Origin of the sequence: Paracoccus sulfuroxidans (genome assembly GCF_007830335.1) — a bacterium.
GTDB classification, from domain to species: domain Bacteria; phylum Pseudomonadota; class Alphaproteobacteria; order Rhodobacterales; family Rhodobacteraceae; genus Paracoccus; species Paracoccus sulfuroxidans.
Genome location: NZ_VLKU01000006.1, coordinates 58,396 through 82,440 on the forward strand (window position 1 = coordinate 58,396; position 24,045 = coordinate 82,440).

The 24,045-nt window shown below is 64.6% G+C and carries 21 protein-coding genes; 13 read left to right on the plus strand and 8 right to left on the minus strand.

From position 1 onward, the window contains the following. Window positions 1-2: 2 nt before the first annotated feature. Window positions 3-1,673: an acyl-CoA synthetase gene (locus tag IQ24_RS10630; protein ID WP_145397940.1), complete on the minus strand. Its 1,671-nt coding sequence runs from the start codon at window positions 1,671-1,673 to the stop codon at window positions 3-5. A 127-nt stretch (window positions 1,674-1,800) separates the two neighbouring features. Between IQ24_RS10630 and IQ24_RS10635 the strand changes: the two genes are divergently transcribed. Then, a complete protein-coding gene (locus IQ24_RS10635) occupies window positions 1,801-2,784 on the plus strand; it encodes an AraC family transcriptional regulator (protein ID WP_145397941.1) in 984 nt (327 codons plus the stop codon). 61 nt (window positions 2,785-2,845) lie between these two features. On the opposite strand, the gene IQ24_RS10640 is transcribed toward IQ24_RS10635, so the two are convergent. Further along, window positions 2,846-3,877 (minus strand): hypothetical protein, encoded by a 1,032-nt coding sequence (locus IQ24_RS10640; protein ID WP_145397942.1) that lies wholly within the window; start codon window positions 3,875-3,877, stop codon window positions 2,846-2,848. Between the two features lie 243 nt (window positions 3,878-4,120). Between IQ24_RS10640 and IQ24_RS10645 the strand changes: the two genes are divergently transcribed. After that, window positions 4,121-5,575 (plus strand): class I SAM-dependent methyltransferase, encoded by a 1,455-nt coding sequence (locus tag IQ24_RS10645; RefSeq protein WP_145397943.1) that lies wholly within the window; start codon window positions 4,121-4,123, stop codon window positions 5,573-5,575. Between the two features lie 54 nt (window positions 5,576-5,629). Here IQ24_RS10645 and IQ24_RS10650 read toward each other — a convergent pair whose 3' ends face one another. From IQ24_RS10650 to IQ24_RS10660, 3 genes are all read right to left on the minus strand, one after another. Further along, complete coding sequence (locus IQ24_RS10650; protein WP_145397944.1) at window positions 5,630-6,316, minus strand: glycosyltransferase family A protein; 687 nt, start codon at window positions 6,314-6,316, stop codon at window positions 5,630-5,632. Beyond that, window positions 6,313-8,469, minus strand: a complete 2,157-nt coding sequence (locus tag IQ24_RS10655; RefSeq protein ID WP_145397945.1) for a glycosyltransferase family 4 protein — start codon at window positions 8,467-8,469, stop codon at window positions 6,313-6,315. The genes IQ24_RS10650 and IQ24_RS10655 overlap by 4 nt, the downstream gene beginning before the upstream one ends. A 63-nt stretch (window positions 8,470-8,532) precedes the next feature. Continuing rightward, window positions 8,533-9,480, minus strand: coding sequence for an NAD-dependent epimerase/dehydratase family protein (locus IQ24_RS10660; protein WP_145397946.1), 948 nt, complete (start codon window positions 9,478-9,480; stop codon window positions 8,533-8,535). A gap of 253 nt (window positions 9,481-9,733) precedes the next feature. Here IQ24_RS10660 and IQ24_RS10665 point away from each other — a divergent pair, with 253 nt between their 5' ends. The 11 genes from IQ24_RS10665 to tssH all read left to right on the plus strand — a co-directional run bounded on the left by IQ24_RS10665 (window position 9,734) and on the right by tssH (window position 22,161). After that, complete coding sequence (locus tag IQ24_RS10665; RefSeq protein ID WP_145397947.1) at window positions 9,734-10,012, plus strand: PAAR domain-containing protein; 279 nt, start codon at window positions 9,734-9,736, stop codon at window positions 10,010-10,012. A gap of 120 nt (window positions 10,013-10,132) precedes the next feature. After that, window positions 10,133-10,720, plus strand: coding sequence for a DUF6931 family protein (locus IQ24_RS10670; RefSeq protein ID WP_242008077.1), 588 nt, complete (start codon window positions 10,133-10,135; stop codon window positions 10,718-10,720). Window positions 10,721-10,726: 6 nt separating this feature from the next. Then, window positions 10,727-11,938 carry a type VI secretion system-associated FHA domain protein TagH gene (tagH, locus tag IQ24_RS10675; protein ID WP_145397948.1) on the plus strand — a complete coding sequence of 404 codons (1,212 nt, stop codon included), beginning with the start codon at window positions 10,727-10,729 and terminating at the stop codon, window positions 11,936-11,938. Between the two features lie 58 nt (window positions 11,939-11,996). Next, complete coding sequence (locus IQ24_RS10680) at window positions 11,997-13,337, plus strand: type VI secretion system protein TssA (protein WP_145397949.1); 1,341 nt, start codon at window positions 11,997-11,999, stop codon at window positions 13,335-13,337. An 80-nt stretch (window positions 13,338-13,417) separates the two neighbouring features. Continuing rightward, window positions 13,418-13,936, plus strand: coding sequence for a type VI secretion system contractile sheath small subunit (gene tssB, locus IQ24_RS10685; RefSeq protein ID WP_145397950.1), 519 nt, complete (start codon window positions 13,418-13,420; stop codon window positions 13,934-13,936). A 2-nt stretch (window positions 13,937-13,938) separates the two neighbouring features. After that, complete coding sequence (gene tssC / locus IQ24_RS10690; RefSeq protein WP_145397951.1) at window positions 13,939-15,429, plus strand: type VI secretion system contractile sheath large subunit; 1,491 nt, start codon at window positions 13,939-13,941, stop codon at window positions 15,427-15,429. A 36-nt stretch (window positions 15,430-15,465) separates the two neighbouring features. After that, complete coding sequence (locus IQ24_RS10695) at window positions 15,466-15,963, plus strand: Hcp family type VI secretion system effector (RefSeq protein WP_145397952.1); 498 nt, start codon at window positions 15,466-15,468, stop codon at window positions 15,961-15,963. Between the two features lie 90 nt (window positions 15,964-16,053). Further along, a complete protein-coding gene (locus tag IQ24_RS10700; RefSeq protein WP_145397953.1) occupies window positions 16,054-16,641 on the plus strand; it encodes a GPW/gp25 family protein in 588 nt (195 codons plus the stop codon). Next, window positions 16,638-18,548: a type VI secretion system baseplate subunit TssF gene (gene tssF, locus IQ24_RS10705; protein WP_145397954.1), complete on the plus strand. Its 1,911-nt coding sequence runs from the start codon at window positions 16,638-16,640 to the stop codon at window positions 18,546-18,548. Before IQ24_RS10700 ends, tssF begins: the two co-directional genes overlap by 4 nt. After that, window positions 18,545-19,519: a type VI secretion system baseplate subunit TssG gene (gene tssG, locus IQ24_RS10710; protein WP_158637508.1), complete on the plus strand. Its 975-nt coding sequence runs from the start codon at window positions 18,545-18,547 to the stop codon at window positions 19,517-19,519. The genes tssF and tssG overlap by 4 nt, the downstream gene beginning before the upstream one ends. A gap of 8 nt (window positions 19,520-19,527) precedes the next feature. Further along, the gene (gene tssH, locus IQ24_RS10715) at window positions 19,528-22,161 is read left to right on the plus strand and encodes a type VI secretion system ATPase TssH (protein WP_145397956.1); all 2,634 of its coding nucleotides are present in this window, start codon (window positions 19,528-19,530) and stop codon (window positions 22,159-22,161) included. Here the strand turns inward: tssH and IQ24_RS10720 are convergent, their stop codons facing one another. The 3 genes from IQ24_RS10720 to IQ24_RS10730 are packed head-to-tail and all read right to left on the minus strand — an operon-like array spanning window position 22,162 to window position 24,040. Next, complete coding sequence (locus IQ24_RS10720; protein ID WP_145397957.1) at window positions 22,162-23,190, minus strand: hypothetical protein; 1,029 nt, start codon at window positions 23,188-23,190, stop codon at window positions 22,162-22,164. Next, window positions 23,187-23,585 (minus strand): ExbD/TolR family protein, encoded by a 399-nt coding sequence (locus tag IQ24_RS10725; protein ID WP_145397958.1) that lies wholly within the window; start codon window positions 23,583-23,585, stop codon window positions 23,187-23,189. The genes IQ24_RS10720 and IQ24_RS10725 overlap by 4 nt, the downstream gene beginning before the upstream one ends. After that, the gene (locus tag IQ24_RS10730) at window positions 23,585-24,040 is read right to left on the minus strand and encodes an ExbD/TolR family protein (protein ID WP_145397959.1); all 456 of its coding nucleotides are present in this window, start codon (window positions 24,038-24,040) and stop codon (window positions 23,585-23,587) included. The genes IQ24_RS10725 and IQ24_RS10730 overlap by 1 nt, the downstream gene beginning before the upstream one ends. Window positions 24,041-24,045 lie beyond the last annotated feature (5 nt).

The window sequence follows — 24,045 nt, forward strand, 5'->3', positions numbered from 1 at the left end:
GCTCAGGCCTTTTCTGCTTGCTGTTTCTCGACCTCGGCCTTGCGCAAAAGGAAGCGCTGGATCTTGCCGGAGGGCGTCTTGGGAAGTTCGGTGACGAAATCGATCAGGCGCGGATAGGCATGGGCCGAAAGGCGCTTCTTGACATGCTGGCGCAGCTCTTCGGCCAGCGCCTCGCTGCCCTGCTGGCCTGCGGCCAGAATGACATAGGCCTTCACGATCTCGGTCCGCTCGGGGTCGGGGACGCCGACGGCGGCGGCCTCGGTGACCGCAGGATGCTCCAGCAGCGCGCTTTCCACGTCGAATGGCCCGATCCGATAGCCCGAGGAGGTGATCAGGTCATCCGCACGCCCGATGAAGCTGACCGAGCCATCGGGCTCGAACTCCACGCTGTCGCCGGTGCGGTAATAGCCGCCTTCAATCGCGGGCGTGTCCTTCTGGTAATAGCCGGTGAACCACAGGATCGGAGAGTTCGCGATGTCGATGGCCAGGACGCCCGGCTGGTTCGGCCCCTGCTCATTCCCGGCCTCATCCAGCACGGCCACGCGATAGCCCGGCATGGCAAACCCGGCCGAGCCCGCGCGCACCGCATGCGACAGGCCGTGGTGGTTGTTGACGACCATCCCGGTCTCGGTCTGGCCGTAATGGTCAAAGATCGGCACGGCCAGATTTTCATCGAACCAGCGGATGACTTCCGGGTTCAGAGGCTCGCCCGCCGAGGACACGACCCGCAGCTTGCCCTTCACCCGCAGCGCGGCCTCAGGACCCGCAGCTAGCAGCAGACGGAAGGCAGTCGGTGAACCGGCAAGGCTGGTGACGCCCAGACGCTCGATCAGGTCATAGGTCGATTCGGCGGTGAAGCCGCCTTCGTAAAGCGTCGTCGCGACGCCCAGCAGCAAGGGGCCGGTCACGGCATAGTAAAGCCCATAGGCCCAGCCCGGATCGGCGATGTTCCAGAAGATGTCGTCGGACCGCAGCCCGACCGCCTCGCGCATATAGGCACCAAAGGCCAGCAGCGCGCGCAGCGGCACCGGCACGCCCTTCGGCAGCCCCGTCGTGCCCGAGGTCGACATCATCATGAACAGATCATCGCCCTTGCGCATCACCGGCGCGAACTCGACCGAGGCGGTCGCCAGCGCGGCCCCAAGGTCCAGATCTCCGGTCCGCGGCGCATCGCCCGAGGCCAGCACCGTTGCCACGCGGGGCAGATCGGCGATCTCGTCCAGCTTGCTGCGGTTGGCCGAATTGGTGACCACCAGCCGCGTGCCGCCAATCTGGAAGCGGTGCTCGATGGCCTTCGGCCCAAACGCGGTGAACAGCGGCTGATAGACCGCGCCCAGACGCCAGGCGCCCAGGATCGTCGCCACCAGATCGACCGAGCGCGGCAGCAGTCCCGCGACCACATCGCCCGCCTTCACGCCCTGCGCTGCCAGCACATTCGCCATGCGGGCCGACAGATCGCGCAGATCCTCGAAACTGTATTCGCTCAGCGTGCCCTCGGCCGAGATCGCCCGCAGCGCCAGACGGTTCTGCCCGGTGTGGCGGTCGACGCATTCGACGCAGGCGTTCAGCGCGTCCAGATTGCCGGACAGGCGCGCAATCTCGGTCTCGATGCGAAAGTTACGGCTGGCATCTGCATAGCTTGGCGTTGCCGCTGCAACTGGCGTGTCGGTCATCCGTTGATCCTCCAATGCCGCGCCTTTCCCCTCAAAGGCGCAAGATGGCGAAAGGTTAATGGCAACTGTCTTGCAAACAATGACATTGAGTGGCCAAATACCTGATCGGTTTTGCAATAGGTGAGGAATGGCCGAACGCCACAACATCGCGCCGGGCTTCGTGCAGGATGCGCTGGATTGCCTCAGGGCGCGGCAGATCCCGACCGCGCCGCTGCTGCGCGCGGTGGGCCTGCCCGAGACCGTCACGCAGCCGGTCACCAATGTGCAATACGGGCGGTTGTGGTGGGGGATTGCGCAGGAAATTCAGGACGAATTCTTCGGCCTCGGCGCGCGCGCCATGCGGCCGGGCAGCTTTGACCTGATGTGCCACGCGGTGCTGCATTCGGGCAATCTGGAACGTGCGCTACGCCGCTCGCTGCAATTCCTGAACGTCATCCTGGATGAGCCCTCGGGCGAGATGCGCATCCGTGACGGGGAAGCCGTCATCACCCTGACCGATGCCCACCCCCGCCCGGCCTTTGCCTATCGCGCCTATTGGCTGATTCTCATGGGCGTGGCCTGCTGGCTGATCGGCCGCCGCGTCCCGCTGCGCCTTCTGGACTTCGCCTGCCCTGCGCCGCAGGACCGTCAGGATTATCGCAGCTTCTTCGGCGCGCCCGTCCGGTTCCAGCAACAGACCACCCGCCTTGTCTTCGATTCCTCCTACCTCACCCTGCCGGTCGTGCGCAGCGAAACCGCGCTGGAAACCTTCCTGCGCGAGGCCCCGGCCAATATCCTGATCCGCTACCGCCACGACCACGACATGTCCTCGCGCGTGCGCGCACGCCTCGGGGCAGAGCCGCCCGTCGACTGGCCCGACTTCGACACCATGGCCGCGCGGCTCGGCATGTCCGCGCCCACCCTGCGCCGCCGCCTTCAGGCCGAGGGGCAAAGCTTCGGCGCCATCAAGGATGAGCTGCGCTCGGTCCTGGCCCAACGCCTGCTGCCCGACGCCAGCCTCAGCGTGGCCGAGGTCGCCGCACGGCTGGGCTATAGCGAGCCCAGCGCCTTCCACCGCGCCTTCCTGAAATGGACCGGCCAGACGCCCGGCTCCTATCGCCGCAGCGCCTGACTTCTTTCATGCCGCAAATATCCTCGGGGGTCCGGGGGCAGACAGCCCCCGGCGCGGCCGCTCAACTGGCCTGCTTCTGTTCCAGATAGCGGGTGTGCTTCCAGATCGCGTCGACAAATTCGAAGATCTCATCGGGCGTCAGCGCCGCATCTTCAGCGGTCTCGGGATAGCTGGCGAAGCTTTCGTCAAATAGGGTGGCCCGGTCCAGATCGGCGAAGAAGGTCTCGCGCACCCAGGCGTTCCCCTCGGTGAAGGCGGCATAGAACGCCTCGGCCTCGGGCCGTGCCGGACGGTAGGGCGCGGATTGCCCGACCTTGCTGATCACGCTGAAAATCGGCCCGCGCTGCGGGTTGATCTTGTTGTTGACCACCAGGGGAAAGCGGCGGTTGAACTCTTCCAGAAACTGGCCCTGCTTGGCGGAAAGCGATTCATTGGCCTTGGGCAGCGCCGGTTTGGGCAGATCGATCCCGGCGCGGAAATAGAAATCCGTCACGATGTCGCCACCCGCCAGCCGCGCGGGCTCGAACAGCCGGGCCGAGATATTCTCCTGCCCGAAGAACTGCCCATAAAGCTGCAGCATTCTGTCGAAGGCGAAATAGGCCGGAACCGGGGTGGTCGCGGGAAAGATCTCGCCCGCGCCGCCCAGCTTCAACCGCGTCGAATGCAGGCTCACGGCCAGCTGATCCTGACGGCGCAGATAGACCTGCACCTCGATATTGGGACAGAAGGGGGTCAGCAGGTCCTTCAACCGCTCGATCGCAGTCTGCGTCAGCAGGCGGCTGTGGCAATGCTCGTTCGAGATGATCATCGTGTGACAGCCGCTGGCCGCGAACTCATCGGCCAGTCGCCGGCGCAGCCGCTCGCGATATTCGGGCAGGTCGCATTGGGCCTTGTCCAATTCGAACAGGCGCAGCTCCATCTGCTGCTCATCATCCGCCGCATAAACGGCGATTTCCATATGGTTTTCCGAGCCGAACAGCCGCGGAAACAGGATGCCACGGGCCGCCAGCGCGTCACGGTCATGGGCCAGCGCATGCTGAATCGACGTGGTGCCGGTCTTTTCGGTGCCGATATGTAAGATGATCCTGTCCATGATCCGTCCTTGGTGATTGCGGCAAGATTATGGCATGTCGGCGACAGTTCCAAGCTGACGCCCAAGCGTCCTGCCGATCCCCTGCACCGCAAGCGCGGATCTGTGCCACACTCGCCAAAATGCCACCTTTTCCCGGCAGTTGGGGCCTTGCCGTACCGTCATGCGCCGCTTAGCACTGGCTCAGGCGAAAACGCGGGCAGTCGCGCGGACTGTCGGCCCCATCGAAAGGCGAAACCGCTGAGCGTGCCACCGAAAATCGGGACCGAGCCCGAATTCCAGACCCTCTGGGACAAGGTCCAGCCCTATACGATGACCTCGCGGGAACGTGGATATGCGCTCTGGTGCGCGATCAACACGATTCTGGACAATGAAACCCCGGGCGCTTTCGTGGAATGCGGTGTCTGGAGGGGCGGCTCCTCCATGCTGATCGCGCTGACGCTTTTGCAGCGCGGCGCGGGCCATCGCGACATCTATATGTTCGACACGTTCGAAGGCATGACCGAGGCGGGCGAGGTCGATGTCGACGTCGACGGCCACCATGCCGATGCGCTGATGGAGGGCATCCGGGGCGACAAGCTGGCCGAGCTGGTCAAGGCCGCCGCCGGGATCGACGGCGTGCGCGCGGCGATGGAAAGCACCGGCTATGACATGCGCCGTATCCGCATGATCAAGGGCGATGTGCGCGAGACGCTGAAGGTCACCCAGACGCTGGGCATCGCGCTTCTGCGGCTGGATACCGATTTCTACGACAGCACGCTGGAGGAATTGCGCGTCCTCTATCCGCGCCTCAACAAGGGCGGCATCCTGATCATCGACGATTTCGGGCATTGGCACGGTGCCCGGCTGGCGGTGCAGGATTACTTTGCCGATCCGGAATGCCCCTTCACCAAGCCGATGCTCTGGGCGATTGACTATACCGGGCGCGGCGCGGTCAAGATCGAAGAGCAGACCGGCGCCGGGATCGAGCGTTATGACTATGTGCCCCCGGGCATGGAGCCGCCGGACCTGCTGCCCCTCTTTCCCTTTGCCGAGGCGCAGAACCCCTGGAAGATCGGCTGGCAATATCTGCGCAAGCAGACGCCGCATATCTGGCGCTCGGACACACGCCATACCGGCCATGCGACCGGCAATGCCTCGGCCGAGGAAGCCGCCTGTCTCTATGCCGTCGCACGCCAGTTCGAAGGGCGTCGCGGGCTGGAGATCGGCACTCATTTCGGCTGGACCGCCGCGCATCTTCTGGCGGCGGGCCTGCGGCTTGACTGCATGGACCCGGCCATCGCCGATCCCGAGCGGAAGGCGCAGATCTCGGAGGCTCTGGACGGGGTCAAGACGACCGGCAGCTATCGCCTGTGGAGCAGCCTGTCGCCTGCGGGCGTCAAGGAGGTTCGCGACAGCGCGGAAGAGCCTTACTCCTTCGCCTTCATCGACGGCGATCACGACGGCGAGGCACCTGCCGATGATGCGCGCGAGGTGCTGAACCATCTGGCCCCCGATGCGGTGGTGATGTTCCACGACCTGACCTCGCCCCATGTCGCCAAGGGGCTGGCGGTGATGCAGGACGCGGGCTTCAAGGTGCGCCTTTACAATACCATGCAGATCATGGGCGTCGCCTGGCGCGGGAATGTCACCATCCCCGAACATGTCGTCGACCCCAATGTGCCGCCGATGATGGCGGGGCACCTGAAACGGTTCCTGTAAAGCAAACGGCCGGGCATCACGCCCGGCCGTTTTTCCTTGCCGATCAGCCCGCGATCAATCCGGGCTGGCGACCGCGTCGTTGCGCGCCACGACCGACAGCAGTGAGCCACGGCGGCGGCGCTTGAAATGGATCGTCCCCGGCACCGGCTTATGCGCGATCCCGTGGTTCAGCGTGACGATGTTCCAGTTCCAGTCCTCATAGGCGAAGCCGCGCTGGGTATCGACCGGGCGATAGGGGTGGCGGCGATAGATCTCGGTCGCGGCGAAAGACAGCGAATCCCAGTAGTTCTGCCAGGACATATAGTCCGGATCGTAAAACGGCCCCTCGGAGTCGATGTGCCACCACAGGTTGCGCTCCATCCCGAAGATGACGTTGCAATGGGAATGATAGATGGCATCGGGACGTTTCTTGGCGGCGGCATAGCCCTCGGTCAGCCAGTTCAGCGACCAGAGGTCATCGGCATCAAGAAAGGTGCAGAATTCACCCTTGGCCTGCTGCGTGGCAAAGACGCGCGCGCGGCCCAGATCGCCATATTCCGTTTCGTGAAAGCTGGCGCGGTCGCCCAGACCGGCATGCATGATCTCGCGCGTGGCATCGTCGGCGCGGTCCAGAATGACCATCAGCTCGATCTCCATGCCTTGCTGTTCGGCATGGGCAATGGTTTCCAGGGCGTTGCGGGCGGTGACACCCGCGATGACGCCTTCGCGGTGGCCGTTGATGATGGCGGTAAGCTGCGTCATGCGAGGTCCTCGGTCAGGATGGCGTCCAGAGACTTGCGATAGTTTTCGACGCTGTGGACCCGGCGGACGTAGTCCTGCAGCGCGGTGGCGCGCGCCACGCGGTCCTGGGGGCTTGCCAGCATCTGGCGCAGCGCCTCGACATAAGCGTCGACGGGGCTGCCGACGGGCACGGTCCAACCGCGCCCTTCGCCCAGAAGCTCGGGCACGCCACCCGCAGCGCTGGCGGTGATCGGCATGCCGCGCGCGCCCAGTTCGATCAGGATGGTCGGGATGCCGTCCCAATCGGCGGTGTAGAAAAAGCCGTCGACCTGTTCCAGCGGCAGTTCATCATAGCTTGAGAACGGCTCGTTCAGCGTGACGTTTTCGGGCAGGTCCAGCGCGTCGCCCTTGCCGCTGAGGACAGCCTTGCCCCAGCAGAGGAAATCGACCTCGGGCATCTTTCGGGCGACGTCTTGCAGGATGTCGAACCGCTTCTGCTTGTCGAGCCGACCGGCCCAGATCAGCGCAGGCCGGCTGCGTTTCCCGGCGTTTGCGACCTGCTGTTGCACGACGGGGGTGGGCAGGGTTTCCAGCATAGCGGGGGTATAGATGGTGCGCAGGCCCTTGCGCATGCTGGCGGGCAGGCCGAAGCGTTCCGACAGTTCCTCTTCCAGCGACTGGCTGTCGGTGATCGAGGTGGTCAGCTTGCCGAAGATATCCGCGAAATAGAGGATCGGATAGCCGACCATCGCCCCCTGATCGGTGCGGTCGGCGCAGAAGTAATAGCTGTGCAGCGAGGACTGATAGCCCAGCTGGCGACCGAAGCGCACGAAAGTGTCAAAGCCCGCGCGGCTGTTCACGTTGAAGATCTGCGCCGGGCGCAGCTTGCGCAGGACGGTATAAAGGACCTGCGTCCGGATATCGCCCACCGCCGCGTTCAGCACATCCGACAGATCGACCCGCGCGATACCCGGGAACCAGTCGGGGCGCGCGAATTCGCTTTGATCGGTCTGGATGACCAGCACCGGGCCTTTCGATTGCGCCAGCGTCTGCGCAAGGATGCCCGCGACATAATCCGCGCCGCCGACCTTGCAGAAGGGGATCAGCACCACGGATTCGAACCGACCCTCGGGCAGGCGTTCCAGCGCGCGCTTGCACACCCGGAAGGCCGCATCGTGCCAGGGCGGCATGACCGAAGGCAGGTCGACTGTCAGGCCGATGTCGGGCTCCAGCGCGTTCGCCTGGGCAAACATCTCGCGGAAGCGGTGAGAGATGCGGAAATTGCGCATCTTCTGCAGCTCGTCCAGCGCCTCTTTGTTGCGGCCGAACTCATCGGCGAATTGCAGACCGACCGAGCGGCCGGGGATCATCCCGGTCTCATTAATCACCAGATCCTTGGTGAAGCGGCGCTTGTCGTTCTGGCCGTTGAACAGGAAATGCTCGAACGGCCAGATGGCGCGCGAAAGCTCGGGGTGAAGCTGGCGATAATCCGGGTCGTGGAACAGGCGGTTCGGTACGATCTCGGCCTCGATCCCGTGTTCGACCCAATGCTCGAACGGCGTCTGACGCGGCTTCATCGGCGGCAGATTGGCCGCACTTGCCCGCTGAAGGTAATATTCGTTGTCAAACAGCGGCCCTGGGCTGATGCCCTGCGCAAAGTCAAAAACCAGATAGCGCGTGAAGCATTCAAGGTCCGAGATATTCGGCTCGATCCCGCGCAGCTGGCGATAAGCGGGGGCAGAGAACATCGCCTGCAGATGCGAGCCGATGGCCGCAGGGGACAGAAGCGACGCATCGCGACCGAAGGCGGCCAGTATGCCCGCAAGCTGCTTTTGCCATTTGCGGTCATTCGCGCGCACGAGTTTGACGAATTCGGCCTGATCGGGATCGGTCGTGAACTTCCCCGGAATGCCGAAGCGGACGTAATGCGCCAGCGGGCAGGCGTCAGGGTAATCACCCATGTGCCGCTCGCGATAGAATTTCGGCTCGAACGTATGTGACAGGCGACGGCCCTCGCGCCAGCCGGAGCCGAGATAGTGATCCAGCGGGTCTGCCCCGGCGGCTTTCACGTCGCCGTTGATCTCCAGATACTGGGCCGCGTTGAAATGCGCTTTCAGATCGTCCCTGGTCAGCCCCAGCATGGGCAGGGGTAGTTTGGTCGTTTCAGCAGACATGCGTGTTCCGGTTCCATCGAAGCTGCGAATAGGGAAAGTCCGGCGTGGCCGGGCCTTGAGGTGTCATTGGCTGCGCCCGGCAGCTTCGCGGTCCAGCCACCAGCGGGCCGTCCGCGACAGCCCCTCGGCCATCGAAATGCGGGGCGACCAGCCCAGCGCCTGACGCGCGCGTGAGATGTCCAGCACGTTGCGCGCCACGTCGATGGCGCGGCCCGGCTCGAACTGGACGGGGACGGGGCGGCCCAGCGCGGGCTCGATCATCTTGAGCAGATCCAGCAGTGACAGCGCCTGACCCGAGCCGATGTTGACGACCGGCGGCACCTCACCTGCGGCGCAGGCGGCGGCAAAGCCAGCCGCCACGTCCGAGACATGGATGAAGTCACGCTCGACCGAGCCATCGCCCCAGATCGGCATGGTCTTGCCGCTGATGGCGTGCTGCATTGCGGCCGCGACGAAGCCCTGATTGCGCAGCGCCAACTGCCCCTCGCCATAAGGGTTCGAGACCCGCAGCGAGACAGTCTGCATAGGCCGAAGCCGGGACAGCAGGCGCAGGTAGTGCTCGATCGACAGCTTCGACACACCATAGGCGTTGATCGGCGCGGTCGGCATGTCCTCGGCCAGCGGTTGATCGGAGCTGTAGCCGTAGACCGTGCCCCCCGAAGAGGCGAAGACAAAGCGCTTCACCCCCTGGGCGTTCGAGATTTCGGCCGCCTTGATCGTGGTTTGAACATGGTCATGGATCTCGGACGACAGGTCCGTATTGGCCGAACCAGGCAGCGAGCTGTTGGCCAGGAACACCACCGTATCGCAGCCCGAAACGGTCGAGGCGAACAGCGCCGTATCGGTGATCGAGCCGGTGACCTGATCGACCCGCGACAGGTCATCCGGCAGTCGCGTGACATCAAGGACCGCGACCTGCGCGCCGTCGGACAGCAGTTGGCGGACGACATGCCGACCGATGAAACCGGCACCTCCCACCACAAGGACCTTCTTGTCCTTAAGCGTCACCATCAACCTCCGGGCCGCATCAGAGCTGCGGCTTTCGTTACCTTGGCGGGCCGACGCGACGATCCGCCTTTCGTAGAAAGCACCGGGATTGGTGCTTGTAAAGATTGCAACTCTGCCTGCTGGCTTCCGGTTTCGGCGACCGGGTTGCAGCGCAATTGGTTAACACCGTGTAGCGGCTGAGGAATTTTGGGCAAGACGGCGCTGTACAAATCGGTATAATCCCGCCTGCAAGTGAACAGGTCGAGTGTGTTTCCCCATGAAAAATGTTGCCTTGGTCGGTGATCGTCACGAATGCAGCATTCATCGGCTGCCGGACAACCGGATCATCTCCTCGCCCTGCAATTCCATCTCTGGCGGGCGTCAGATTGCCGTTGTGGGTTCGATCACCACCTGCGGGGCGGTCATCGTCGAGGGCTCGTCGCAGTGGAACATCGGGGGGCGTGACGTCGCGGTTCTAGGCTCGAAGACCTTGCATGCCGACTCGGGCGCGACGGGCAAGATCGTCACGGCCACCGCGGACATGAAGATTTCCTGAGCCTCAGCCCCATGCCTGCCGGTGCGCCGGGTTGCGCCTGCCGGGGCAAGCTTTCATAATCCGCCGAACATGCGCGCAAGTGCGACCATATCCATGCCCGTGAGTGGACAAGTGGCCTGAATGACCGCCAAAGACGTAAGCGAAAAGACCCAACCTCCCCAGCGATCGCTACGCGTCGATAGCCCGGCCGAGCTGTTCGTGCTGGACCGGGACTATCTGCCCGGGCTGGTGAAGCTGCGCCCGCTGCCGGGCGAAGAGGGGCTGGCCTTCCTGCGCCGTCTGCGCGGCTCGACCACGCCCGAAGAGGCGGTGACTTTCACGGCCTTCGCCTCGCTTCCCAATGTCGCGGTCGGCTGGGCCTATGAATGTCTGCGGATGATGGCCGATCACCTGAACCCGACCGAGCGTCAGATGATGGAGAACATCGCCGTCTGGCTGGCGACGCCGACCACCCGCATGCGCCACCAGATCATGATGGACGCGCTTTGGGCCCCGGTCCGGCATCCGTCGGTCTTTCTGGGGCTGGCGGTCGGCTGGTCGACGGGCGGTCCTGCGCCCAACGACCCCGAGCGTCCGCCAGCGCATAAGGCTCCGGTAGCGATCAATAGCGCGGTGCTGTCCTGCCTCGCGCGGGCGCAGCTGTCGCAGCGCTCGGTCTATCTGGCGCGGTTTCTTGATATGGCCGAAGCCTTGTTCCGGGCGTATTGATCTGACATGACGCTGACGCTGCAGATCGAAAACTATCGCGTCCTGGATGACGGCGGCCCCGTCAGCATCCGCGTCCCCGAGCGGGGGCTGCAGGCAGGACGCCGCGAAGGCATGGGCTGGGTGCTGCCCGATGCCAGCCGCCATATCTCGGGGCATCATTTCGACGTGACCTTCGACGGCGGGCTGTGGTGGCTGCGCGACATGTCGACGAATGGCACCTTCCTTCAGGGGCACCGGCACCGCATCGACGGGGCGCATGCGCTGAGGAACGGTGACCGCTTCCAGGTCGGGCAATATATCATCGTGGCGCTGCTGGACGCGCCCGAAGAGCCCGGTTTCATGCCCGAATCCCTGCCCGAATATTCCGTAGGCCAGCCCGTGCATGAGCCGCAGTTCGAGGACCCCTGGGCGATCTCGGGCGAGAGGTTCGAGCCCGTTAACCCTCTGCCCTCGGGCGAGGTGCGACGGCAGCAGGATTTCGTCAGCGACTTCATCTCTTTCCCCGAAGAGGCGCCGCTGCAGCCCGGCCCCGCGCCGCTTCAGCCGCCACCCGTGGCCGCTGACGGGCATTCGCCCTTTGCGCCCCCGGTGCCCGAGGCGGCAGCCGTGACGCCCCCGGTTGCGCCACCCGCCGCCACGCCTGCGCCCGAATATCAGGTTTTCCTGCAGGCGTTTTCGCAAGGCGCGGGTCTGCCGCCCGAACTGCTGGCGGCCACGCCACCCGATGCCCTGGGCCGGATGCTGGGGGAAACGCTGCGGACGGTGACGTTGAACCTGATGGCGGCCTTGCAGGAGCGCTCGGCTGCGCGGCATTTCACCCGCGCGGGCGAACGCACCATGCGCGGGGCGACGGACAACAATCCCCTGAAATTCCTGCCCGACGCCGATCAGGCCATGGATGCGATGTTCTTGCAGCCGCGCGCGGGTTTCCTGTCGGGCGCGGCAGGCTTTGACGAGGCGCTGAAGGATCTGCGCCGCCATCAGGGCGCGCTGTTTGCCGCCCTTCAGCCCGCGCTGATCGAGCTTCTGGAAGATCTGGACCCCGGCCAGATCGAGACCGAGACGAAGGCCGGGATCGCCGGTAACCGCAAGGCCCGCGCCTGGGAGAATTTCGTCGCGCGCTGGGACGCCAAGACCGCAAGCGAAAATGGCATTCTGGATGAATTCATCCGCCTGTTCGCCGCCGCCTATCGCAAGGCGGATGAGCAGGGACGCTAAGGACAAGCCGCGCGGGCCTTCGGGCCTGACGTGTGAAAGTTGAAGAAGAGGGCAAGCCATGATGCTGGCGAAGCTGACCGAACCGCTGACCGACCTGCCGCCCTGCGGCCCCGACCTCGAGGCGCAGGAGGATGCGGCTTTCCTCGACTATTATTTCGAGGCGGAATCGCGTCTGCCCGAGCGTTATTTCCTGCCCGGTCACGCCCCTGATGGCAGCGATGAGCGGCTGTTCGACCCGAAATCCGTCGATCTTGCGGCGGAAACCGCGCAGATCACCCAGCTTCTGGGCCGGTCGCGCGATCTGCGGCTGCTGTCCCTGCTGGCCCGGTTCCAGATCCTCGCGAACCGGCTTGGCGATTTCGCCGCAACGCTGGATGTGATCGCCCGCATGCTGGAGGACTGGGACGGCGAGGTGCATCCGCAGCTTGTCAGTTCCGCCACCGACCGGCGCGGCGCGATTGAGGCGCTGAACACGCAGGCGACCGTGGTCATGCCGCTTTTGCATGTTCCGGTGCTGACCCATTCCGATCTGACGCTGCGTCGTTTCATGGTCAGTCAGGGCAAGGCCGATCCGCGCCCCTCCGAGCGTGACATCGTCGGCACCGATATTCTGTCGGGGCTGCGCGAAGAGGGCGCGCTGGTCGCGGCCACCGTCACGCTGAACCGGCTGCGGCAGGCGGCCTCGGCGCTGGACCGCATCCGCAGGCTGGCGGGCGGCAAGGACGCGCCGCGCTTCCGCCCGGAACTGGGCGCGGTCATTGCCGCTGTCGAGGACCTGCAACAGATGATCGCGCTGGCCCAGCCTTCGCTGACGCCCTGGTCGGGCACCGCCGAGGCCGAGCCGGTGGCCGAGGAAAGCGGCCCCGACGCCGCGCCTGCGCCGGTGGAAACGCCTGCTCCGGCCCGCGACACGCCGTCGCATGTGCCCGGAATCGCGGATCGCGCCACCGCGCGGGCGGCGCTGGAGGCCGCGAAATCATGGTTGGTGCGGCAAGAGCCGTCCTCGCCCGCGCTGTTGCTGGTCGTGCAGGCGCGCGAACTGGTCGGCGCATCGCTTGTGCAGGCGATGGAGGCGCTGCTTCCCGCGAAAGCGGGCAGCGCCGTCCTGCATCTGGGGCGGGGCAGCGGCTTTTCCCTGCCCATGGACCGGCTGCGGTCGCTGACCCAGACCGGGCTGTCACAATCCGATGATTCTCAGGACCGGCCGTCGAATCTGCCCTCAATCACGGGTAGATCAGACCTTGTCGGGCTGATCCTGGGGGTCGAGGCCTATTATCTACGCTACGAACCTGCATCTCCGGTGCCCTTGCTACTGGTAAAAGCGCGTGAAATGTTGGATAAGCGCTTTGATGCGATCGTGTCCGAATTGATCGCATCGCCGCAGTCGGGCGAGGGTTAAAAGGTTGGTGTAATGGTGCAAATGGATTGACACCGTGACAGGTTTGAAGTTTTCGTTACGCCCAGCGGAGGACAAAGTGCATGGCATCCGATAAATCGACAGATTTCCTTAAGCGCAATCGCCCGCCGCGGGTGAATATTTCCTATGAAGATCCTTATGACTCGGAAAAAATGGTCGAGCTGCCATTTGTCCTTGGAGTCATGTCGGATCTGTCCGGAAATGCCTCCGAGGTCGAAAAGCCCGGAATGGAAGAGCGTGATTTCGTTGACGTAACGTCAGCTACGCTGGACGACTATATGAAATCCGTCGCCCCCGGTCTTTCCTTCAACGTGGAAAACAAACTGGGCGCCGATGGCCGTCTGGGCGTCAGCCTGCATTTCGAAAGCATGGATGACTTTAATCCGGCGCAAGTCGCAAAGCAGGTCCCGGCTTTGAAGAAACTGCTTGAGGCGCGTCAGCATCTTGCGAACCTTCAGCGTTACATGAACTCGAAGCCGAAAGCGCAGGAACAGATCCGCAAGCTTCTGGCCGATCCCGAGTTGATGGCGGCGCTGGCCGATCGCGAGGCCAAGAAAGCGACCCCCGAAGAGGATAACTGATCATGGCGCAGGAAAACCAGGCTCAGGTCGCCGGTACGGAAGCCCTTCGTGAACTTGACGATTTCTCGGACATCCTGCGTCAGGCGATCAAGCCGCGCACCGATGTCGCGGCCAAGGAAGTCGACAACGCCGTCGTGGCGCTGGTGCGTGAGGCGCTGGACGACCAGACGCTGATCGCCGAGGACGTGGTCGACACCATCGACGCGATCCTGTCGAAGCTGGATCAGAAGCTGACCGAACAGCTGAACGAGATCATCCACGACGACGAATTCCAGAAACTGGAATCCTCGTGGCGCGGTCTGGCCTATACGATCAACAATTCGGAAACCGACGCCAGCCTGCGCGTCAAGGTGATGAACGCCTCGAAGAAAGAGCTGCAGCAGATGATGCGGCGCTTCCCCGGCGCGAAATGGGACAAGTCCCCGCTGAACCTGCGCGTCTATGAGGCCGAGTTCGGCACGCTGGGCGGCAAGCCCTTCGGCGCGCTGATCGGTGACTATTATTTCGACCACAGCAGCGCCGATGTGTCGCTGCTGCGCGACATGGGCAAGATCGGTGCGGCCGCGCATGCGCCGTTCATCTCGGCTGCGGCCCCCGAGCTTCTGGGGCTGGACAGCTGGAACGAGCTGTCGATCCCGCCCGACCTGTCCGAGATTTTCGACACGCCCGACTATGCCGCCTGGAACGGCCTGCGCGATTCCGAGAACTCGCGCTATGTGGCGCTGACCCTGCCGCGCGTGCTTGCGCGCGAGCCCTATGGTCAGAACTCGAATTCAGTTGTTGAAGAGTTCAATTTTGAGGAAGAGACCGACGGTCATGCCGGCAAGAAATATGCCTGGATGAACGCGGCTCATGCCATGGCGGCCAACATCAACCGCGCACATAAGGAACACGGCTGGACTGTCCAGATTCGTGGCGTTCAATCGGGGGGCGAGGTGCTGAACCTGCCCACGCACAACTTCGACACGGGCGACGGGACCAAGGACCTGAAATGCCCGACCGAAGTGTCGATCACCGATCGCCGCGAAGCCGAGCTTTCAAAAGCAGGACTGATCGGTCTGATCCACCGCAAGCATACCGACAAGGCGGCCTTCATTGGCGCGCAGTCGCTGTATCGCCCCAAGAAATACGTCGATGATCAGGCCACGGCGTCGGACAACATGTCCTCGCGCCTGCCCTATATCTTCGCCGTGTCACGCTTCAGTCACTATCTGAAGTGCATGGTGCGCGACAAGATTGGCCAGAGCCCGGACCGTCAGCAGCTGCAAGGCCAGCTGCAGACTTGGGTGAACAAGTATGTCTCGGGCAACCCCGAGAGTGCGACCGAAGTGGAAAAGGCGAAGAAGCCTCTGGCCGGTGCAAAGGTGGAAGTCGCGGAAGACGAGGAGAACCCCGGTTATTATGTCGGGAAATTCTATCTGAAACCGCATTTCCAGCTGGAGGGGATGGATGTTGGAATGTCCCTCGTCTCCAAGCTTCCCAAAGGGAAGTGAACTAACTCAGGGCCGCCGTAACAAGGAGCACGTCTAATGGCTGTCGATATTTTTCTGAAGCTTTCGAATAACATCAAGGGTGAGTCGCAAGACGAGAAGTATGAGAACCAGATCGATGTTCTCGGCTGGACCTGGGGTCTGACCCAGTCGGGCACCACCCACATGGGTTCGGGCGGCGGCGGCGGCAAGGTCAACGTCCAGGACCTGACCGTGACCAAATATGTTGACCTGGCCACCACCGAGGTCATCAAGCGCGGCTGCAGCGGCGAGCACATCACCGATGGTGAGCTGATCGTCCGCAAGTCGGGCGGCGGCCAGCCGGTCGAATACTTCCGCCTGAAAATGGCCAACCTGATGATCACCAGCTGGGTCGCCAGCGGTCAGAAGGACGGTCTGGATCGCCTGACCGAGACCCTGACGCTGAACTTCCGCAAGTTCGAAGTCACCTACACGCCCCAGGCTGCCGACGGTACGCCGGGCGCCGAAGTCACGGCCAGCTGGGACATCGCCCAGAACACGATCTGGAATTCCTGATCCGCTACGGCCAGACAGGCATTTCTCGGGGCCGGCGCGTATGTGTCGGCCCTGTTTCTTTGACCCGGACCGCGTCGCCAGGGAGGGGACATGTCCTCGGATCGGCATAAGGATCAGCGCAACGACGACCTGGCCCGCAACGGGCTGCGAGAGATGTCGCTGATGCATGTCTTTCGCGATTCCGCCGCGCGCCGCGATTCCCGCGACGCCGACCGGCGCTATGCGCAAGGCGACCGCGACCTGACGCTGCGCAGCCAGAAGCGGCGCGATGGCGTCAGCGAGGCCTCGCTGCGGCGCAATCTGGCGACCGATATCGCCAATCTGATGAACTCGATCCGGCTGGATGTCAGCGTCAATCTGGATGATGTGCCGCGCGTGCGCCGCTCGATCGTCAATCACGGCTTTCAGGACATGGACACGCTGTGGCAGCAGAACCGGACCCCCGCCGATCTGGCCGAGGCCATCCGCCACGCCCTGATCGTGAATGAGCCGCGCCTGCGGGCCGAAACCATTGAAGTGCGCGTGGACGATGAGGGCCCGACCCACGACCAGCGCCTGACGTTCGAGATTGTGGCCGAAATGATCTCGAACCCGACCGACATCCCGCTGCAGTTCTTTGCCGAGATTGATCCGGCAGCGGGCAAGATTGCCATGAAGCGCATGCAGGGTGAGGAATGAAGAAGGCTTTCCGCGACGCCTATGAGCGTGAACTGGACATGCTCTATGAACGCTCGGCCGAGTTTGCCGAAGAGTTTCCGGGCCTTGCCGACCGCTTGGGCGGCCTTTTGCGCGACAACATCGACCCGACGGTCGCGGGCCTGCTGGAAGGCAGCGCCTTCATGGCGGCCCGGGTCCAGCTGAAGCTGGATGAGGAGTTTCGCAACTTCACCATGGAGTTGCTGGACCAGATCTTTCCCGACGCGCTGGCCCCGATCCCCAGTTGCATGATCGTGCAGGCGCCGCCGATGACCAAGGCGCTTGGCGGGGCCGAAACCCGGCGCTTCCCGCGCGGCGAATATCTGGACGCGCGCTTTCGCGATGCCGACAAGCGGGTGATCTGTCGCTTCGCACTGACCTCGCCGCTGGTTGCGCTGCCGGTCGAACTGGCCGGGCTGACCTATCACGACCGCACGACGACGCTGGGCGCGATGGGGCAGGACCCTGACGAGGCGACGCGGGCGGGCCTGCAGATCGACCTGAAATGCACCGATGACGAGCCGTTCTCGGCCATGGGCGAGGATGAGATCGCCTTCCACATCACCGGCGATCTGGCCCGGGCGGTCGCGATCTATGAGCAGGTGCATTGCAACGTCACGCGCCTGTCGATCCGCTATCTGAAGAAGAACGGCGACCCGGCCTTCATCCGCCTGCGCCCCGACCAGATCCAGCAGATCGGCTTTGAGGAAGACGAGTTCCTGTTCAACCGCCAGACGCGGCTGTTCGAAGGCTTCGCCCTGCTGCGCGATTTCTTTGCCTTTCCGCGCAAGTTTCTGGGCTTCCGGGTGACGGGCCTTGCCAGCGCGCTGAAACGCGTCAAGGCCAGCGACATCCAGCTGGTGCTGGAGTTCGACCGCGCGAATTCCGACATCGCCCGCCAGATCAAGCAGGACGATCTGCGCCTGAACTGCGCGGCGGCGATCAATCTGTTCGAGGAAAGCTCGAACCAGGTGCGGCTGGATGACCGGCGGCACGAATATGTCGTGACCCCGGATTCAAGCCCGATCACCCATTACGAGGTGCAGCAGGTCCTGCGCGTCCACGCCAGCTATGGCACCGCGCATGACCGGGTCGAGGTGTTTCCCCTTTACGCGCTGCCGCAAGCGACGAACGCGCCCCGCTCGACCTATTTCTACACCGCGCGCCGCAAGCAGCGCCGCCTGACCGAGGCCGAGCGGAAGACCGGCTACCGCGCCGAATATCGCGGGACCGAGACCTTCATCTCGATCTATGAGCCGCCGCAATCGGTGATCCAGCGGCGCGCCCAGCGGCTGCATATCCGCACGCTCTGTTCGAACCGGCATCTTCCGGCAGTGCTGCCGCTGGCCGGGTCGAATGATTTCAACATGGTCAGCGATGCCGAATTCGGCCTGACCTGCGTGAACGGCCCCACGCCCCCGCGCGAGGCCATGACCGAGATCGAGCGCGCAGGCCCGCATCGGACCGGACAGGGCGACGTCTATTGGCGGCTGATTTCCTATCTGTCGCTCAACCATTTCGGCATCGACGACCGCTTCGGGCGCGAGGGCTCGGACAGCCTGCGCGAGCTTCTGAGCCTCTTTGCCGATCTGTCGGACAATGTCACCGAAACCCAGATCGCGGGCATCGTCGGGCTGAAGGTGCGGCCCGTCACCCGCTCGATCCGCCGCCCCGAGGGGTATTTCCCCGCCCGCGGGCTGGAGATCTCGGTCACCTATGACGAAACCGCCTTCGAGGGCACGGGCATCATCCTGCTGGCGGCGGTGCTGGACCGGTTCTTCGCCGAATATGCCAGCGTCAACAGCTTCACCCAGACGGTCACCGTCAGCCGCCAGCGCGGCGTGATCCGCAAATGGCCGCCCCGCGCCGGAACGGGTCCCCTGCTGTGAGCGAGCTTCAGGCCGGTTTCCTTTCGCTGCTGCGTCGGCTGGAACGCGAGGCGATCCACAAGCCGCGCATCGGCCGCTCGCGCCGCCTGGCCGAGGATATCGTCGATCTGGGACAGGACCCGGAACTGGCCTTCCCGGGCAGCGATTTCGCCGATGCCGAGCCCGAGGGCAAGCACGGCAGGCCGCATCTTCGCGCGCAATTCATGGGCTTTTTCGGCCCGAATGGCGCGCTGCCGCTGAACACCACCGAAGAAGTCCTGCGCTGGAAAACGCAAGGCGAAGAGGCCTTCGTGCATTTCGCCGATGTCTTTTCCGCGCGCTATCTGCAGCTGTTCTTTCGTGCCTGGTCCGACAGCGGCGCGATCAGCCAGCACGACCGGCCCGATGATGACCGGTTTTCCTCCTATGTGGCGGCGGTGGCGGGCAATGGCGCGCCGTCCTTTCGCGACCATGACCGCGTGCCGGATCTGGCGCGGCTGCCGCTGGTCTCGATCTTCGGTGGCCGGGTGCGCAGCGCGGTCCGCCTTCGCCAGATGCTGCAGCAATATTTCACCTTTCCCGTGCGCGTCGATGAGCATGTCCCGACCTGGCTGGAATTCGACCCCGAGGACATCAAGGGCCTTGGCAAGGGCGGTGCCCTTGGCCGCGACATGTATCTTGGCTCGCGCGTCCGCTCGGTGAACGAAAAGATCTGCCTGCACCTGCATCTGCCCGATGTGGACGAATATCAGGCGTTTCTGCCCGGCAAGCGGCGCTATCAGCAGCTGTCCGACATCGTCTTCTGGTATCTGGGCAAAAGCCACGAGGTTGATCTGGCGCTGTCCCTGCCGCCCGACCAGATCCCCGGCGCGCAGCTGGGGGGCAGTCTGTCGCTGGGCTGGCTGGCCGCGATGAAGCCCGATGCGGCAAGCCCCAGCGACTTCATCGAGATCGCCCGCTTTCAACTGAACCCTGACGCTGAACTTCACTGAGGCCGAACATGACCGCAATTACGATTGAAAAATTCGCAGGCAAGATGAATCGCGCCGGCTATGACGCGTTCCTGCAGGCGATGCGGCAGGCGCGGGGCGACGGGAACCGCAATGTCGAGCTGGTGCATTGGCTGTTTCATGCGGTCTCGAACCAGAATTGCGACATCTCGGTCACGCTGCGCGAGCTGGGTCTGGATCGCGGCAAGGTGCTGAAGGATCTGGACGCGGCGATGGCCGCGCTGCAGAAGAACGTGACCGAAACCCCCGGCATTGGCGAAAGGCTGGCCGATGCGCTGAACCACGCCTGGACCTATGCGACGCTGTTCTTCGGTGAGGCGCAGATCCGCACCGGGCATCTGCTGGTCGCGCTGCTCAATGATTTCGCGCTGAACCGGGCGCTGCTGGAATGTTCGCGCGTGTTCGGTGAAATGTCCGCCGAGCAGATCGGGAAAGAGGCGCGCACCCTGTGGGCCGGGTCCGAGGAAGAGGACATGCGCCCGATGGATGGCTCGGGCCTTGCCGCGCCGGGTACGGGGGGCGCTGCCGGGCCGGGCGCGTCGACGGCACTCGGCCGCTTCTCGGTCGACATGACGGCGCAGGCCGCTGAGGGCAAGATGGACCCGGTCGTCGGGCGCGATGACGAAATCCGGCAGGTCATCGACGTGCTGATGCGCCGCCGCCAGAACAACCCGATCCTGACCGGCGAGGCGGGCGTCGGCAAGACCGCCGTGGTCGAGGGCTTTGCCCAGAAACTGGCCGCGGGCGAGGTGCCCCCGGCGCTTCAGGGCATGCGGCTGCACATGCTGGACATCGGCGCGATGCAAGCCGGGGCCAGCATGAAGGGCGAGTTCGAGCAGCGCCTGCGCTCGGTCATCGACGAGGTGCAGGCCAGCCCCACGCCGATCATCCTTTTCATCGACGAGGCGCATACGCTGATCGGCGCGGGCGGCTCGGCCGGGACGGGGGATGCGGCGAACCTGCTGAAACCGGCGCTGGCACGGGGGACGCTGCGCACCATTGGCGCGACGACCTGGGCCGAATACCGGCAGTATTTCGAAAAAGACCCCGCGCTAACCCGGCGTTTCCAGCCCGTCACCGTGGATGAGCCCGATATCGCCACCGCCTGCTATATGATGCGCGGCCTGCTGGGCCCGATGGAGGCGCATCACAAGGTCCGCATCTCGGATCAGGCGGTCGAGGCGGCGGTGAAGCTGTCGGCGCGCTATCTGCCCGCGCGGCAACTGCCCGACAAGGCGGTGTCGCTGCTGGACACGGCCTGCGCGCGGGTGGCGGTCAGCCAGTCCTCGATCCCCGCGCGGGTGGGCGATCTGCAGGCCCGCATCGCCGCGCTGGATGTCGAGATTTCTGCCAAGACCGCCGCGCGTGAGCTGGGCGAGGCCGATGAGAAGCGGCTGGCCGAGGCCGAGGGGCAGGTGGCCGCCCTGCGCGACCAGCTGGCCGAGTTGCAGCAGGCCTTCGAGGCCGAGAAGGGCATTGTCGAGAATATTCTGGCGCTGCGCCAGCGGCTGGCCGCCGAGGCGGGCGAAGAGACTGACCCCGAGACCCTGCGCGCGGACCTCGCCGCAGGCATGGGTCAGCTTGAGGCGATCCATGCCGATGAGCGGATGATCTATCCGCATGTGGACGATCAGGCCGTGGCCGCCGTTATCAGCGACTGGACTGGCATCCCGGCGGGGCGCATGGTGGCCGATGAATTGCAGGCCATTCTGGGCCTTGCCGACAATCTGCAGGAGCGCGTGATCGGTCAGGATCTGGGGCTTCAGACCATCGCCCGCCGGGTCGAGACCGCACGCGCAGGCCTGGGCAACCCCGAAAAGCCCATCGGCGTCTTCATGCTCTGCGGCCCCTCGGGCGTCGGCAAGACCGAGACGGCGCTGGCGCTCGCCGAGGCGCTTTACGGCGGCGAACAGAACGTCATTACAATCAACATGTCCGAATTCCAGGAGGCGCATTCCGTCAGCCTGCTGAAAGGCGCGCCTCCCGGCTATGTCGGTTACGGCGAGGGCGGTCGCCTGACCGAGGCCGTGCGCCGCAAGCCCTATTCGGTCGTCCTGCTGGACGAGATGGAAAAGGCCCATCCCGACGTGCATGAGCTGTTCTTCCAGGTCTTCGACAAGGGCCGGATGGAGGATGGCAATGGCCGCCCGATCAACTTCCGCAACACGCTGATCCTGATGACCTCGAACGTCGGCACCGATTCGATCATGCGTCTGGCCCCCGACGGGGCGACGGCGGATGAGGCCGCGCTGGACGAGGCGCTGAAGCGCGATCTGCTGGACGTCTTCCCGCCCGCGCTTCTGGGCCGGATCATCACCGTCCCCTATGTGCCGCTGAGCCGCGAGGTGCTGTCGGGCATCGCGACCCTCAAGCTGCGCTCGGTCATGCGGCGGATGCAGGACTCGCATGGCACCGCGCTGCTCTGGGGGCAGGATGTGATCGACCATATCGTCGAGCAATGCCGCGACCCCGACAGCGGCGGGCGCATGGTCGACAATATCATCACCAACTCGATCCTGCCGGACCTGTCGCGGCAGGTGCTGGGCAAGATGGTCTCGGGTCAGCCGATGACCGATGTCACCATCCGCACGCAGGACGGCGGCTTCTCCTATGAGTTTGGCTGATCAGCGCACGTAGATGCTGGTGATCCCGATCATCGCCTCGGGTCCCAGCTCTGCCTCAAGCGCGGCGAAGAAGGGCTCGGCCAGTTCGCCCGCGCGCTGCGCCACCGTCTGCGGCCGGGTCGGGGTCGCCAGCGCCAGCAGGATCTGGTTCGTGTCCCGCGCCGCGCCCATCCGCGCGACCGGGACGTCAAAACTGGTCGTCCCCGCCGAGGAGATCAGGAACCGGCGCAGGTCATGCACGGTGCCATTGTCGTCGATCATCAGCAGGGTGGTGTAATAGCCGGTGCTTCCGCTGATCCGGCCCCGCAACGGGTTGCCGCTGGCGATGTCCTGCGCCTCAAGCTGGAAACCCAGCCCAAAGACCGGATAGCGCGCATCGTTGCGGGCGAAGGAAATCGCCGGGCATTGCCGCTGGTCGATCAGCGTGGCGGCCTGCGTCACCGGGGTCGACAGCCCCTCGGTCAGGTCGCGCATCAGCGCCGAGATCTGCCGGTCCGAGGCCGCCAGCACGCCCAGTTGCAGCTCATCCTCGCCGCGCATGGCGGGCAGGGCCAGCAGGCAGGGCTCGGTCAGCTGGTTGCGAATGCGCTGGAACAGCTCGACCAGACGCGGGTCGGCCTCAGCCTGACTGTCGACGGCAGGCTGCTGCGGGTCAGGGGCGGGCGTTTCGCCGCCGTTCTCGGTGCTTTCCGGGCGGGCTTGAGGCAATGCAGGAATGTCGCGCGACGGATCCAGCAATGAGGTCAGCACCTGCGGCTCTTCTGCCGAGGGCTGTGCTTGCGGGCTGGCGGGGGTCTGGACAGCGGTCAGATCGGGACCGGGCAGGGCTTCGGTTGTCAGCACCGGCGCGCTGACCTCGGGCGAGGGTTGCAGCGCGCTGACGTCGATCTGCATGGTGGTTGGCGGCGGATCTGCGGTGAACTGGAAGGACGGCCGCCAGATGACGGCGGCCAGCGCCGCCGAATGCAGCGCGATCGACAGCGCTCCGGCCAGGCTCCACAGCCCTTTCTGCGGCGTCGTCCCGATCATCCGGCCCCACCCTCGCGCAGCGAGACCAGCCGGATGTCATAGCCCGCCAGTTCCGGCCGGGCCAGGGTCTGCAACAGCAGCTCGGCCGGGGCGTCGCGGTCCAGCATCAGATAGACCGTTTCCCCGGCGGGGCCGAGGACCGAGCCCAGCAACTCGGGCGAGATCGGCGTGCCGCCCAGCAGCCATTCATCCGCAGACTGCACGACCAGCACGTTCGAGGGGATCTGCGCGCCGGTCAGCTGATCCGTCCGGGGCAGGCGGACATTGCCCTGCGTCACGACCTCCTGCCCGATCAGCATGAAAAAGAAGATCAGCAGAAAGACGATATTCACGATGGCCAAAGAAATATCTCCGGCGGCGCGGCGCTTGCGCAGGGGGGGAAGCTTCAGCGCCATCAGACCCTGCCATCCGCGATCTGGACCGAGGCGATGCCACGCGCCGACAGCAGCTCCAGCACGTTGACGACCTCCTGCACCCGCACCTTGGGGCGGACGACGATCAGCACGTGCTGCGTGCCCTGTGCGGCGGTCACATCGGCCAGCGCCTGCAGCTTGTCCGGGCCGAAGCGCTGCCCGCGCGCGGTCACGCCATCGGTGTTCAGCGTCCAGATGGCCGTCACGCGCGGCTGGGCAAGGCTGTCATCGGGCGCGGCACCGTCATCGGTGGTGGCCTGAGCAGGGGCATCGCTCGCCACCGCGCCGGTCTTGATCGACAGGATCGAATAGGCCGTCAGATTGGTCGACAGCATGAAAAAGACCAGCAGCTGGAACATCACATCCGCCAGCGGCAGGAACGAGAACCGATAGTTCGGCGTCCTTTTGGGCAGTTCAAGCCGCGTGGTCCCCGCCATTCGCC